This is a genomic window from Butyrivibrio sp. VCD2006, assembly GCF_000423925.1.
GTDB lineage: Bacteria > Bacillota > Clostridia > Lachnospirales > Lachnospiraceae > Butyrivibrio.
Genome location: NZ_AUIX01000037.1, coordinates 14,383 through 28,276, shown reverse-complemented (window position 1 = coordinate 28,276; position 13,894 = coordinate 14,383). Strand labels below are relative to the sequence as shown.

The 13,894-nt window shown below is 41.9% G+C and carries 13 protein-coding genes; 1 reads left to right on the top strand and 12 read right to left on the bottom strand.

All coding sequences use genetic code 11. From position 1 onward, the window contains the following. Positions 1-36: 36 nt before the first annotated feature. From G586_RS0113065 to trkA, 11 genes are all read right to left on the bottom strand, one after another. A complete protein-coding gene (locus G586_RS0113065; protein ID WP_026528114.1) occupies positions 37-666 on the bottom strand; it encodes a hypothetical protein in 630 nt (209 codons plus the stop codon). Positions 667-1,095: 429 nt separating this feature from the next. Next, positions 1,096-2,049 carry a fibronectin type III domain-containing protein gene (locus G586_RS0113055; RefSeq protein ID WP_026528113.1) on the bottom strand — a complete coding sequence of 318 codons (954 nt, stop codon included), beginning with the start codon at positions 2,047-2,049 and terminating at the stop codon, positions 1,096-1,098. 116 nt (positions 2,050-2,165) lie between these two features. Beyond that, positions 2,166-2,861, bottom strand: coding sequence for a hypothetical protein (locus G586_RS0113050; RefSeq protein WP_026528112.1), 696 nt, complete (start codon positions 2,859-2,861; stop codon positions 2,166-2,168). A gap of 114 nt (positions 2,862-2,975) precedes the next feature. Then, positions 2,976-3,794 carry a response regulator gene (locus tag G586_RS0113045; protein WP_026528111.1) on the bottom strand — a complete coding sequence of 273 codons (819 nt, stop codon included), beginning with the start codon at positions 3,792-3,794 and terminating at the stop codon, positions 2,976-2,978. A gap of 10 nt (positions 3,795-3,804) precedes the next feature. Next, a complete protein-coding gene (locus G586_RS0113040; protein WP_026528110.1) occupies positions 3,805-5,064 on the bottom strand; it encodes a sensor histidine kinase in 1,260 nt (419 codons plus the stop codon). 213 nt (positions 5,065-5,277) lie between these two features. Further along, positions 5,278-5,970 (bottom strand): hypothetical protein, encoded by a 693-nt coding sequence (locus tag G586_RS0113035; RefSeq protein WP_026528109.1) that lies wholly within the window; start codon positions 5,968-5,970, stop codon positions 5,278-5,280. Between the two features lie 505 nt (positions 5,971-6,475). After that, the gene (locus tag G586_RS0113030) at positions 6,476-7,609 is read right to left on the bottom strand and encodes a hypothetical protein (RefSeq protein WP_026528108.1); all 1,134 of its coding nucleotides are present in this window, start codon (positions 7,607-7,609) and stop codon (positions 6,476-6,478) included. A 150-nt stretch (positions 7,610-7,759) separates the two neighbouring features. After that, entirely contained in the window at positions 7,760-8,575 is an 816-nt protein-coding gene (locus G586_RS23065) for a response regulator (protein WP_051204792.1), read from the bottom strand. Beyond that, positions 8,572-9,084, bottom strand: coding sequence for a hypothetical protein (locus G586_RS0113020; RefSeq protein ID WP_026528107.1), 513 nt, complete (start codon positions 9,082-9,084; stop codon positions 8,572-8,574). Before G586_RS0113020 ends, G586_RS23065 begins: the two co-directional genes overlap by 4 nt. Before the next feature lie 29 nt (positions 9,085-9,113). Further along, positions 9,114-10,559, bottom strand: a complete 1,446-nt coding sequence (locus tag G586_RS0113015) for a TrkH family potassium uptake protein (protein ID WP_026528106.1) — start codon at positions 10,557-10,559, stop codon at positions 9,114-9,116. A 47-nt stretch (positions 10,560-10,606) separates the two neighbouring features. Beyond that, positions 10,607-11,977: a Trk system potassium transporter TrkA gene (gene trkA, locus G586_RS0113010; RefSeq protein ID WP_026528105.1), complete on the bottom strand. Its 1,371-nt coding sequence runs from the start codon at positions 11,975-11,977 to the stop codon at positions 10,607-10,609. 526 nt (positions 11,978-12,503) lie between these two features. Here trkA and bilS point away from each other — a divergent pair. Continuing rightward, positions 12,504-13,055 (top strand): flavodoxin family protein BilS, encoded by a 552-nt coding sequence (gene bilS, locus G586_RS23055; RefSeq protein ID WP_051204791.1) that lies wholly within the window; start codon positions 12,504-12,506, stop codon positions 13,053-13,055. A 104-nt stretch (positions 13,056-13,159) separates the two neighbouring features. Here bilS and G586_RS0112995 read toward each other — a convergent pair whose 3' ends face one another. After that, positions 13,160-13,849, bottom strand: coding sequence for a hypothetical protein (locus tag G586_RS0112995; RefSeq protein ID WP_026528104.1), 690 nt, complete (start codon positions 13,847-13,849; stop codon positions 13,160-13,162). Positions 13,850-13,894: the final 45 nt, after the last annotated feature.

Sequence of the window (13,894 nt, the reverse complement as noted above, 5' to 3'; positions counted from 1 at the left end):
CCTCTCCTCCAAGGTGCTTAGAATAATCTCTTTAAATTAGTTTACGTGAACCATCATAGCAGCTGTTCTGCCACCCTTGGTTGCGTAAATACGTGTTGATCCATGTCCGGTTGCTCTGATAAAGCCGTTGCCTGTTACGGATGCGATTCCATCATTATCTGTGCCCCAGATTACGCTTCCGCGGTCTTTATCTTCGCCTGAGCAGAATACCCATGCCTGATATCCCTGATCGAGATCAAGAGTAAGAGACGCTCTGTCGAGCCAAATCTTGTCGATCTTATACTTCTTACTGGTTCCGCTTGCTCCGGTAACTGCTACGTGGATAGTTGTTTTGTAGTTACCCTTCTTTTCCTTTACCTGAATCTGGGCATCACCCTTTTTCTTACCGATGATAACGCCGGTATTTGTAACGGAAATAGCTTTGCCCTTTACCTTATAGGTCACAGCTGTTTTCCCAAGTGTCTTGCCATTCTTTGTAACCTTGAGCTGAAGCTTCTTGCCAACTTTTACTGTAAGATCCTGCTCTGCACTGCTCTTAGTGATCGCAACGGAAATCTTACCTGCAGCTACTGCTTTTGTAGGAACAGCAACTAAGCAAAGTGCTGCCATCATAACTACTGCCATCGTTGATGCTATAAACCTTCTAAAACAATCTCTCTTTCCCATAAGAATTGATCTCCTTTCACAAAAACTATCAAAAAAGCAAATAATCTTGTGTTGTCCCCCCTAAGGCTATTATTAGCACTTTTCAACATGCAAGTAAACACGAGGAGCCTCTTATTTACTAACATTTAAGAATTCGTTTATCTCACCTTCAAATATTAAAAATCACGCCACCTGACATTAGAATTTGAGTTTCCTATTAGGCCAAAAATTATATAAAAAACCGGGTATAGTATTTTCTACTATACCCGGCATGATAGTTAACACACCTATTAAATGGTTTAAAATCCGGCCATAACAGCCACGATTAGTGCACTGGTCATCACTGTTGCGACGAATGCACTGGTCATTACCACCGCAATTACCATACTAAAATTCTTTGTTATCATTTTCTATCTCACCCTCATAAGATATTTAACAATTGTTATTAAATTACTTTTTCTTTGCGATGAATGTATCGCCCTTGCGATAATATACTACATAGTTGGAGCTTGATCTGTTGATTCCGCCGCTGGCATTTGTTCTGTAGCCGCATACATATACGTAGTATTCCTTGTTCTTGCTGAACTTCTTGCCGTTGAACTTAGCACAAGTTGCCTTTGTTGTGGTCTTGTTGGTGATCTTCTTAACTCTCTTGTAGCCGTTGTTCTTCTTTGTGCTTACATAGATCTCGTAGCCCTGAGCTTCGTTAACCTTTTCCCACTTAACACTGAGCTTGCCGCCCTTTGTTACAGAAACAGCAAATCCATCATCTGTCTCCTGGATTACAGGCTGTGCGAATGTTGTGAATGTATCAGAGAACTCACCATACTTCTTGGAGTTGTTGTCAAGAATTACATATGCGCGGATGATAACCTTGTAGTATCTAACATCCTTCATGTCAAGCTCAATACTCTTAGTATTGATATCTGTGATATCCTTGCTGGCCTGATCGCCGTCATCATCTGTATAAACTACCTGGAATCCGGATGCATTTCCGTCATAATCCCATGCAACCTTAACCTTACCCTTTGTTGACCATGATTCCTGGCGAACATTTGTGGGCTTTGCAAGGTTTGTGGCAACCATGTTTGTTGCTATGATAGTGTTTGTGCTATCTGTTACAACAATATAATACTTTGTGCCGCCCTTAAGATTTTCGATCTTATAGGAATTAGTTGTGATGCCTGTTGCATTAGGAGTAGTCTTTGCTGTATCAGCATTCTCATTCCATCCAATGCTGTAAGGTTGTGTACCACCTGTCCAGGAAACATCCATGCTGTTTGCAGTAACATTGGTTACTGTAGCTGCACCTGCTGCTCTTGTCTTAAGTGCAGGTACCATGATGAGGCTAAGCATCATTGCCATAGCCATTGACAGTGACAAATACTTCAGTATTTTTTTCATTTACTTTCTCCCCCTCTTTGAGAAAATTTTTTTGTTATATTGTTATTTTATCTTATAAAATTCAATTAATATAGTACTTTATTGCTCATAAATACAATTTTTGTTGCTAATTTGATTTATTTTTCATATGGAAACTCAAGTGAATCAATAATTGACGCTAGATCGTCACTGACTTCTATGTTCCGCTCTTCATCATCACCCTGATGATGACCGGTTAACTCAAATATGAGAGCTCCGTCCATATAGTCTCTGGCAATTGCTGTCATGTAAGCCCCTGAGCCCTCGGTATCAACAGTACTTGATGCCCAGTATCCTTTTACGTCCTCAGTTCCCGGAAAAATACTCTCCGTATAAGTTATGTCCGTTCCGTAGGAATCGCCCAGAGTCTTTATGGCATCTTCTGCCTTATCCTCTGCGGTGTAAGTAACGGTTATCACGTTTGTTCCTGCTGACTCTCCTGTATAAACAAAGGTTGTCACAGGGCCACCGCCGTTTACTTCAAACTTGTCAGGATCATACTTAACTCTCCAGCCATTTGCATCCTCATATGTTAAGTCCTCTCCATCAGCTGCTTCTTCCTTAGCGCTTTCCTCGCTCAGTGTCTTTACATAACCGGCGTCGGCAGAAGCTAAAGAATTTGCTTCTTCATTCCCCTCCGGCTCTGCATCAAGTGCTGTCTCGCTCTCAGAAATATCTGTCTCTACAGAACCCTCTACAGTGCCTTCCTTACTTCCGCATCCTGCAACAACTGTAAGTCCCATTGCTACAGCGAGTGCTAAAACAGTTCTACTTTTAACATACCTATAATTCATAACTATTTCCCCCTCAAGAAATTTGTTATTTATTTGACTTTGTCAGATTAACACTCTGTGTCCTACAAAACGTCCACACAAATATTTTTATTTTTGAAAAAGTCATTTTTTTTATTATTTTCTATCCGAAAGGTATCCTTCCGTCTCACAGGCCCAGGAGTATGAGCTCATGTATTCTCCGCGAAAACTGTCGATTGCCTCCTCGTCATTATTAAGAAAACGATACAGATCGCAATCGAATTTTTCAGGAACAACTCGCATAAGTCCCTTTTCAGATTCGAAAATATCACCTACTCCGTATTCATCCAGAGTGTCCTTAAGACTTCTTATTATCGTATCAAGATACTTCTGTTTAGCCCTGTCGTAGTCGTCATCCTCCCAGAGAATGTAGAAGATGTCCTTCCTTGATACAAACTGTCCTCTGCGGTCCACAAGACAGGCTATAAGCTCTTTTGCCTTATTTCGCTTGAAAATTACAGGCTTCCCATCCACAAGAATATTAAAATATCCGAAGGTCTCCACCTTTATCCTTGAAGAATTCTCATTAGTTGTATTACTGCTGCCCGCACCGGATTCTGATGACTCCAGTGCATATTGAAGTTCTGAAAGAAGCTTATCATAGCCTATTGGCTTTAAAAGATAGCCTGTTGCGTGCATTGCATAGGCATCTATTGCATACTCGGAATAACCTGTCAAAAAGATGATCTTAATATCAGGGCATCTTTGCTTAATATTTGTGGCAAGCTCCAGACCGCCCATATCAGGCATATCTATATCAAGAAGCGCAAGGTCAGCCTTTTTACTATCAAGATATTCAAGGGCCTCCACAGGCTCCATGAAGGATTCCACATCATCAAAAATATTCGTTTTTTTAACCAGAGACACAGTCCTCTGAAGGATAAGCGCCTCATCATCAACACATATTGCTCTCATAAACTTTCCTTTAACCCGGTATTACTATAGTTATGGAAGTACCCTCTCCAACAACACTCTCAATGTTGAAGGTACCTCCGGTCATACTGATAATTCGATCGCGGACATTGCGGACTCCGATATGATCACCGTTTTTGGTGTCTTCGATCATCTTGTCCACATCAAAGCCCTTTCCGTTGTCACGGATAGCGATCACGTGATTATTGCCATCACGATAGGTATTTACCGATACCCATCCATGCTTTTTACCTCTTACACCATGACGTATGGCATTTTCAACCATAGGCTGGATTGTAAGCGGCGGAAGAAGAAAATCATCATCTTCAATGTCATAATCAATTCTGATAGTCGGGAAACGTACCTCCTCAATATCAGAATATGCCTTTGTGTGCTCAATCTCCTTGGACACAGGAATCAGAGACTCCTGATTAAGGGAGCTGATATTCTGTCTTAAATACAATGCAAACTCTTCAATGACCTTTGATGCTCTCTCCGGATCAGTCTCGGTAAGAGCCTGAATTGTGGACAAGGCATTAAATAAAAAGTGCGGCTGTATCTGGGAAATCATTATTTTAATTCTCTGCTCAGCCTTAAGTGCCGCCTCATGCTCCCTTACAAACTGCAGATGCATCCATATATAAAAGAACACTGTGCTCTCGGCCATAGCCACTGTCAAAAAAGAAATGTGAGGACTAAAGCCAAGGTCTAAGTCAAGCAGCACCGCAATAACCACCAAAACCGAGATCAGGACAGGGACGCTGCTTTCCTCTCTCTTTATTCCCCGATATCTCATGATAGATCCCACAACAAGCCACAGAATCAGAATAAAGCTTGCTATGAACGGCACATATCCAAGAGGTCCTCTGTGCCATGACCCTTCCGGGCTAAATACGAATACCCATGGTTTAAAAAATGCCGTCAGGCAGACAAGTGCATTTATAATTAAGATTGCCCAAAGGATTTTTGTGCCCCTTCTGCTTCCGCTCAGCTTTATAAATAAATATAAGGTGACCGTCCGCAGTATATAGCCAGCTATTGTCATGGTTGTATCCCATAGCGCTATATGATTTTTCAAAAGTACGGTCATATACCTTTCGGTAATCTGTGGTTCAATCATTAAAAAAAGAACAATTACTACTATAAGATAGACCCTTAGCTTATTTAGCTTTTTTACATATGGATCTACAAAGACCGCCAGCGCCACTCCTGCCAGCTGCATTATCAGCGCCAGGTTCAGCGCCATTATTGTTTGTGCATTAGGATTACTCATTTTTCATCTATTTCCCGTCTAAGCGTAAGCGGCTAATGTTCACTGCGCTTACATTCGTTTCCGTTTTTATATCATCTCTCAATTATTACGATGATACCTTAACATTTCGTGTCCTACAAATGGTCGACATGAAAAAACCACCCCAAAAAACTATAGTCTACATAAAAACTGCCCTCAAAAATGGGGGCAGTTTCGCTATGCTTAATATTATATTCACGATTCAAGCTCGTAAAGAATCGTCATATCTATTTTATTACCTTTAACACCGACATGTACATCTTTGGCGAGGTTAGCGATGATGGATTTCTCCAGTTCATCGGAGAGATCCTCCTCATCTTCCTCATCATCTTCTTCCGGAAGGCTGTCTTTGTAATCGGAGAGGGACCACATTACCGAAGGCTCAACGCCATCAAGACCGCCATATATACCCATTAAATTGACGCTTGCTGCAGAACCGCTGTCCTGACTAAGCTTCATAACTTCACAATAGGTAAGAATACCGTTTTCAATGACGTCACCGATCTTGCCCATGATACCTACAGCTGCTGTGTTGGACTTATCAGAAGAAATATCGATGAGTTCTCTTTTCATCGGAGCATTCATGTTGGCATTAGCCGCTACCTTTAGACTACACTCCTGCCCTTTTTTTTCAAACCATATCTCCGCTCTATACTCAACCGCCAGAGCTTTTAGCATTGCCATTGTCTCTTCGAATAGGAGCTTTAGACGAAGGGCATCTTTTTGTGTGACGAAGAGCTCACTGATGACCCTGTCAGCCTCCTCAAAAGCTTTGCTCTCAATACTCCTGTCGCCTCCGATTATGATATAGGAACCATCATCTTTAGCATTAGCTGCAGACATCTCAAGATTAGCTATCTTAATGTGATCTGACTGAATAGTGCTCATATCCCCCTCCTACATCTAAAATTTAGACTAGTGTTGCGATTCGTCCTAAATCACTGCACTAGTCTAATTATACCAAATTTAATTGAAAACAGTACTTGTTTATAAATTCTTTATAAAATAAAATTTTCAGGCGATAGCGCTGCCGGTACCTACCGTTTTCATTTCCTATAGCTGAGAGATGATTTTTCTTATGCCCATAAACATTTATTGTGCGCGCGAAGAAAACCAGTTTTTTTCGTAGCGCGCTATAAACAATGAATGTATGGGCATTAGAAAAATCTCTCGAAGATAACGGAAGTGAAAACGGTAGATACCGGCAGCGCTATCGCCTGAAAATCACTCAAACATGTTGCAAAATCACACATATAACCGGAGGCAGATTTTGGAATTTCGGCATAGGAAGTAAGAAGTAAGCCTGTCCGGTGTCCACAGAGTCATAGATATTGGAAAAAGCCAGAAGAGACTGAGGTTCTTCTGGCTTTCGGGTATGGAAAGTTTTATTTAATTATCTCTCGGAAAGAGGAGTGTAATCGAATCTTACGTAGCCTGCTGCGAACTCATCTGTTGATGACTTGAAAGCAGCTTCATCGATCTGCTCGTATTCCTGTCCGTCATAGCTTCTGTACCAGGGATTCTTTTCATCTGTATAGCCATCGTATTTATAGCCAACCTGGTAAACAAGCTCTGTGTCATTGTTCATAAGAGCAAGTAAGTCTGTTCCGGACTCATCTGCGCCACCTGACCACTCATTTACAAGGAAATCATTATCATAGTTGAAATATCTGTTTCTTGCTGTACCTGAGATAACATGAGCAGGAGCTCCGTCTACCATGGTATATACGTCATAAACGACACCCTTGAAGTCACCGTCTGCGATCTCACCAAGGAAAAGCTCATCAATGCCGTCGCAGTTAATATCTGCATATGCATAACCGATAGCAGAAAGCTTGTCATCAGCAGCTGCAGTAACCTCTACGAACTGAGGGCTCATATCTTCAGCTTCATACTTGTTAGCATCCCAGTCCTCATTTACAGCAGTTACATACTTCTCAAGGACATCACCATAGAGGTCTGCACCCTTCATGCCTGCACCTTCATTGTAGTCGTAGCCGTTGATACCGATAATGCTTGCGATGATAGCGTCAACGGAGTCATTAACTTTCTTGAAATTCTCAGGCATCTCTTCGATGTTGTAATCCCACTGAATCTCTGTTGCACTGCCGCGAATCATTTCGCAAGTATTGTTGTTCTTGTCGGAAAGCTCACCGATCTTTACATAAGGACCGCCGGCATATTCCTTCGGTACCGGTACTGCCCACAAGCTTACGATAAGACCGCCAAAGCCTGCATCCTTTGATTCTTTATCATAAATGTCGATTCTGTCATCGCTCGTTTCAACTGTAGCCAGATCAGCGATGTTATCGGGAATGGTAATCTCAAAATATTTTGTTGAAAATACATTGGAAAAATCAGGAGTATCAGACTTTGCTGTATCGTCTTCAACGATGTCTTCAGTAGCCTGCTCAGCAGCAACGGTGTCATCAGCGGACTGTTCCGTAAAAGTTGTAGTAGCTCCGCAGCCTGCCAAAGATAATGCCATAATACCTGTCAGAATGATAGAAAGTGTTTTTGTTTTCATTTTTAATTCTCCCCTCGAAAATGTTTTTATAATTTTGTCTGTTCGCAAGTACAAAATTATCATGTGATATATCACAGAACTATCACACATCAGTAATATATATCACTTTTTTAAAATGTAGTCCATTTGTATGACATAAATTGCGAACTTTTAAAAATCCTCATCCTCCAGTTCGTAGCTAATTTCGTCCAGCTCTGCATGATAGAATTCAGACCAGCTGTACTGATTCATAAAGTCGCCGGTATAGCGGTATTTTGAATCCTTCTTTTTTTCAAGCCAGTCATAGAGATCACACTCTATTCTGTCCTTTGCTATTGCAAGGCTTCCCCTCTGCTTAAGGATAATTCCCTCAAGCTTTAGCTTTTTAAAGGTATTCTGAAGATCCTGACGCAGATTACATAGGTATGAAAGCTTCTTCTCAGGATCACCGTCATCCTCCCAGAGGTTAGCGATGATCTCACCGTTAGAAGTCTGAGCACCCTTATTGCTTACGAGAAGAGCGACTATTTCCTTAGTCCTCTTATACTTAAACTCCACGGGCTCTCCATCCACAAAAAGCTCAAAGTTACCGAAGGTCTGGGCGAAAACTCTCTTATAATTCTTGCGCATCTCCGGATATCTTAAGATATCCAGTTCATTCTTCAATAGAGATTCCGAGCCAGGCTTTTTTACAAAACCGCTTGCATGAAGCTTCATTGCTTCGTAGGCATAATCGGTGTTCTCAGTAACATATATTAAATTGATATAGGGATTTAATTCTGATAGATATTTTCCAAGATCAATACCGGAAAGCTCCGGCATTTCCACATCAAGAAAGGCCACATCAATTTCTTCCTCGCGGGCCTTAGCCAGCGCTGAAAGAGAGCTGTCGAAGAAATAGCATGTAGCATCAGGTTTTACCTTGGTAAGGGCTTTCTCAATCTTTTTTAAGGAGGTTTTATCGTCATCGACCGCAATTATCGTCATTTTGCACCTCCCTCAAAGGATACAGACTTAACCTTCTGGTTCTCTCTCTGCTCCTTCGTCATATGAAGAGGATCCGCCTCGCCAACAACCAGCGTATCACCGTCATTAAGTGCCGCGTCGTGAAGAGGACCGGCGTTCATATCCGAAAGTACAAGCGCCGCAAATCTGTCGTAATTGTCATCGTCGATTACAGGAAAATGGTACTTCATTCTGTACCAGTGCTGCGGGTCGTAACCGGCTCCTCCGATATAGAGTCTGTCGGCTGTATCTGCAACCTCATCCACTCCTGCCTTTGCGCCGGGTTCAAGGTTTGCTTCCTCGCAGAACAAAACGGCGTAGGCCTTGAGGATTCTGTCTCTCACAGTCTCCTCACTGCCATCACTGTTCGTTCTCCCTGTAGGAAGGTCCATTACCTGATAGTAAAATTCCTGAGCTTCGTCGCTCTCATCAAAGCGCACGATCGCATCATAAAAATCTTTAGGATTAATGTCCTTAGCTATTGCTGCCATATTATTCCCCCTCTAAAAACTTTTTCTTGTTATCTCTTACTCCATGTTCTGGGTGAAAGAAGAATGAGCATCGGAAGGAGCTCAAGTCTTCCTGCCAACATATCAAACATAAGCACAAGCTTTGAAAAATCCGAATAAGCACTGAAGTTCCCGGTAGGACCAACCATACTAAGACCGGGTCCTATGTTGTTCAGCGTTGCGGCAACCGCCGTGAAGTTAGTCTCATAATCAAACTCATCAAATGAAATAAGAAGCGTTGAGATAATGAAAATCACAACATACATACTAAGATATGCCGACACTGACTTAACAACAGTTGTATCTATCGGATGTCCATCCATATAGACCTTCTTAACCGACTTGGGATGAACGATGTAAATAAGTTCATTTTTCAAAGCTCTTATAAGAATTATAAACCTTGAGAGCTTAAATCCACCACCGGTGGAACCGGCACAAGCACCAAGCAGCATGAGCAGTGCAAGAAGCGTCTTACAGAGCTGCGGCCACTGGTTAAAGTCAAGAGTCGCAAATCCGGTAGTTGTCATAACAGATGCCACTGTAAAAAGCGAATGATGGAATGATTCAAAGGGTGTAGCCGTGATTCCATCTGAATAGATCATTACTGCTATAAGTGTGGCTGATGCAAACATGAGTCCCAGATAAAGCTTAACCTCGTCGCTGGAAATCGCATCCTTCGGACGGAATGTGATCAGGTAGTAATACACACTGAAGTTGATTCCGCAGAGGATCATGAAAATAATGATAACAATCTGTGATGCAGTGGAAAAGTCGTTGGCTCCGGCATTTGTTATTCCGAATCCTCCGGTTCCTACCGTCGCAAATGAAGTGGTGAGCGCCTCATAAAGGTTAAGTCCCGTAATAAGTAAAAGAACGACCTCAGCAACCGTGATTCCAATGTAAATAAGATAAAGAATCTTGGCTGTATCGCGAACCCTAGGTACAAATTTTCCTACAGAAGGGCCCGGGCTCTCTGCTCTCATCAGATGCATGCTATATCCGCCGGACATAGGCATGATCGCAAGGATGAATACAAGTACTCCCATTCCTCCGATCCAGTGAGTAAATGTGCGCCAGAACTGAACGCTGTAAAACATCTCTACACTTGTGAGGATTGTGGATCCTGTGGTCGTAAGTCCTGAAATGGTTTCAAACAGTGCATCCACATAGCTTCGTGTGACACCGGACAGTACAAAGGGAAGAGCTCCCACCATACTGATGAGTATCCAGGTAAGGGCCGTTGTTACGAAGCCCTCTCTGGCATAAATAGCGAAATTCTTAGGTTTAAAATGTGCACCCACAGAGCCCACGGCAAGGCAGCCCATGATGAGCAGGAAAAACATGCGTGCACATCCATACTCTTTATAAATGATAGCTACCAAAAGCGGTAGTACCATAAGAATTCCTGTTATCTGAAGAACTCTTGAAAGCAGATAACGGATCATTTTATAATTCATAATCAATCTCCCGAAAGCACTTATTATTTAATTCTGTGTGCTCTCAATTATTTTTTCGAATCAAGGATATCGGAAATATCCTGAAGTCCAAGCTGGCTGGTGATGATGATTACCGTATCACCTGCTTCGATCACACTGGAACCTGTAGGAGAAATGATTTCTCCCTTTCGGTTAATAAGTGCCACAAGAACTCCTTTTTTCAGATTCATCTGCGCCAAAGGCTTGCCGATGACAGGAGCATTTTCACTTACAAAGAACTCCAGAGCCTCAACCTTGCCATCATTCATCTTATAAAGCGCTTCTATGTTGTTGCTGCCCATGGAATTACTCATTCCACGTACATATTGCACGATTCTCTGGGCTGTAATGTTCTTGGGATAGATGATACTTCCTATCTGAAGGGAGCCTATGATCTCGCCATAATTTACCCTGTGAACCTTGGTAATAAGCTTAGCCTTGGGGTTAACGCTCTTAACATACATGGAGAGCATGATGTTCTCTTCATCAAGGTTAGTCATTGCCACGAAGGACTCTGTGCCAATAAGCCCCTCCTCCATAAGGGCATCCTTATCTGTTCCGTCAGCATTGATGATGAGCGCCTGGGGCACCAGATCTGAGAGCTTCTTACATCTCTCAAGGTTCTTTTCGAATATTTTTACATCAATACCGAAAGAAATAAGCTGCTGGGCAAGATAATAAGATGTTGAACCGCCACCGATGATCATCGCGGAGTGAACTCTTGCCGTCGGCATTCCGATTTTTCTGAAAAACTCTGCAATACTTCTGGAGGCTCCGACAATTGTAAGCTCATCGCCTGCTCTAAGCACGAAATCACCGTTGGGGATGAAAACCTCATCCGCACGGGAAACAACCGCAATAAGGACCTTACTTCTGATCTCTGACTGTATTGTTTTCAGAGACTTGTCGCAGATTCTGGAATCCTCGTTAACACTCATGTGCACGATCTCGGCACGGCCTCTTGCGAAGGTCTCTATCTTTGTAGCTGCTGGGAATTTAAGAAGCCTTGCAGCTTCAGCGGCAGATAATTCCTCGGGATTAACAACAAGTGAAAGTCCCAGTTCTTCTTTAATAAAATTAATTTCTCTTTTATAAATTGGATTTTTAACACGAGCAATTGTGCTACAATGACCGGCCTTCCTCGCAATAAGACAGCACAGGAGATTCAGTTCATCATTTCCCGTAACTGCTATCATCAGGTCAGCATATTCTATACCGGCATCCTTCATGACAAGGTAACTTGCACCGTTACCTATGATTCCCATAACATCGAAGTTGTTGACAACACTCTGAATGACATCACGCTTTTCCTCAATAACCGTAACATCATGGCCTTCGCCACTGAGCTGTTCTGTCAGGGCTGCTCCAACATTACCGCAGCCTACAATAATAATTTGCATACTTTCCTCCAAATTACAATTTTGCGGCCTAGGCATAGTACCGCAAAATAAAATAATCGTATACATAATACCACAAATTTAATGTGCGGAGAACTTAGGCACTCTCAATTTTGGTAATAAAGCATTTATGGTTTTTTAAGAGTAATTTATATGCGATTCATTGTTTTTTCGTGCCTTAATAACTATACTTTCCTTAAGATTGATGGGGGTGTTCCGTTAACACTAGATGATTTTTTAAAGGTGTATTTTGATGAAAGATTTTCTCTATAGATTTTTTCAGGGAAGATATGGCGCATACGGAACCGACAGACTAACCAAGACCTGTCTTATTTTTGCAGTTATCTTTCTTATTTTATCGTTTATAGCCCCTATGGGTTTAGTATTTTATTACATTACTATTGCTTTACTCATTTACAGTTATTTTCGTCTTTTTTCAAAAAATATTCCGAGACGTTATCGAGAAAATGAGGCCTTTGTAAAGTTTACAGACAAGATTAGGAATTTTTTCAGGAAGCCTTAGAAAAACATGCTGAAGTATTTAGTGGTCTATGCAAGTGAAACAGGAAATACAAAACAGATAGCTGATGAAATTTTCTATGCACTTCCTTCCGACTCCAAAGAAGAGATCAATGTAAGAAGCTGGAACGGAAGACATGATGCCGAGACTTATTTTATTGGCTATTGGGTTAACCGTGGCACCTGTTCTCTTGAAATCATAGACCTTATTACTTCTTTGCACAGAAAAAATGTTGCCTTCTTCGGTACCTGCGGAATGGGCAACGATCCGGATTATTATAAATCAGTTGAATCGATGGCAACGGTGTGGCTGCCAGATGACAATAGATATTTGGGTTCTTATTTTTGCCAGGGAAGTATGCCGGTAACCATACGTGATCGCTATGAGGCACTTCGGCCAAAGCTTGGTGACAGCGCCGTAGATCGAATGATTGCAATTTTCGATGAGGGACAGCGGCATCCGGACAAAAAAGATTTGCTTAGAGCCAACGTCTTCACCGATACAGCCATCCGCAAGATACCTACCGCAAATGATTACTCTAAAATTATGGATATATTCTAAGTATGAATATACGCCCCGGTAAATATATATTTACATCCCGCTCTCGTTACGCTTCGCGTATAATCGAGCGGGGATGCACATATATATTTGCCGGGGCGTTTGTTTTAGCCTTTAGGTAAGACATGGATTGTGGAGATGCTCTCGTTTATCACATCTTCGAAATCGTCATCGTCTGCTCTTGAATAGACGATTGTGTAGACTTTGTTCTTAGACAGTACAATGGCACTTATCTGATGTATTGTCTGGGAGCCTTCGGGTGTGAAGGATGTTTTTATAAGGTATCCAGGGAAGCCGTCAAAATCCTTATTCTCAAAGCTCTCCAAGGTAAAGCCTATGTTGGCGCCGTAAAGGGCCTCATAGTTTTCCTTCTGGATGGTCTCATACATTTCTCCGGTCAGCTCGTCGTATTTAAATTCAACATTTCCGGCGTCAGGTGATTCGCCTGCTGCCTTCTGAGCGTTAGTCAGAACCCTGTCCTGCGGCAATTTTGAAACAGAATAGCTGATATTAGCCGATTCCAATGGATAGTATTCATTTAAATATACGCCCGGTTCATCCTCTGAAGCATGGAAGCCTTCAGGAACTATAAAAGAACAACTAAGGGATTCCGGAAGCTTCTTCATTCCACCGTTTTTTGATTCTTCAACGGAGCCCTCATCAGAAGCCTCCTCACCCTCAACGATTTTTTCCAAAGCAGCGCCTGCGCCGGCAGAAGCAAGCCCGTGGATGCGTCCTCCCAGAAAAGCAGTTATTGTAATTACGCAGATTAAAGATATAAGTTTCTTTACTCGCAATCCATTATCTCCTTACAAAAATAATTCAGGTAAATATCCATCCAT

What these genes read in the sequence shown, in the direction of transcription:
- G586_RS0113065 (WP_026528114.1), bottom strand. Translation starts at nt 666, where the DNA reads ATGGGAAAGAGAGATTGTTTTAGAAGGTTTATAGCATCAACGATGGCA.
- G586_RS0113055 (WP_026528113.1), bottom strand. Translation starts at nt 2,049, where the DNA reads ATGAAAAAAATACTGAAGTATTTGTCACTGTCAATGGCTATGGCAATG.
- G586_RS0113050 (WP_026528112.1), bottom strand. Translation starts at nt 2,861, where the DNA reads ATGAATTATAGGTATGTTAAAAGTAGAACTGTTTTAGCACTCGCTGTA.
- G586_RS0113045 (WP_026528111.1), bottom strand. Translation starts at nt 3,794, where the DNA reads ATGAGAGCAATATGTGTTGATGATGAGGCGCTTATCCTTCAGAGGACT.
- G586_RS0113040 (WP_026528110.1), bottom strand. Translation starts at nt 5,064, where the DNA reads ATGAGTAATCCTAATGCACAAACAATAATGGCGCTGAACCTGGCGCTG.
- G586_RS0113035 (WP_026528109.1), bottom strand. Translation starts at nt 5,970, where the DNA reads ATGAGCACTATTCAGTCAGATCACATTAAGATAGCTAATCTTGAGATG.
- G586_RS0113030 (WP_026528108.1), bottom strand. Translation starts at nt 7,609, where the DNA reads ATGAAAACAAAAACACTTTCTATCATTCTGACAGGTATTATGGCATTA.
- G586_RS23065 (WP_051204792.1), bottom strand. Translation starts at nt 8,575, where the DNA reads ATGACGATAATTGCGGTCGATGACGATAAAACCTCCTTAAAAAAGATT.
- G586_RS0113020 (WP_026528107.1), bottom strand. Translation starts at nt 9,084, where the DNA reads ATGGCAGCAATAGCTAAGGACATTAATCCTAAAGATTTTTATGATGCG.
- G586_RS0113015 (WP_026528106.1), bottom strand. Translation starts at nt 10,559, where the DNA reads ATGAATTATAAAATGATCCGTTATCTGCTTTCAAGAGTTCTTCAGATA.
- trkA (WP_026528105.1), bottom strand. Translation starts at nt 11,977, where the DNA reads ATGCAAATTATTATTGTAGGCTGCGGTAATGTTGGAGCAGCCCTGACA.
- bilS (WP_051204791.1), top strand. Translation starts at nt 12,504, where the DNA reads ATGCTGAAGTATTTAGTGGTCTATGCAAGTGAAACAGGAAATACAAAA.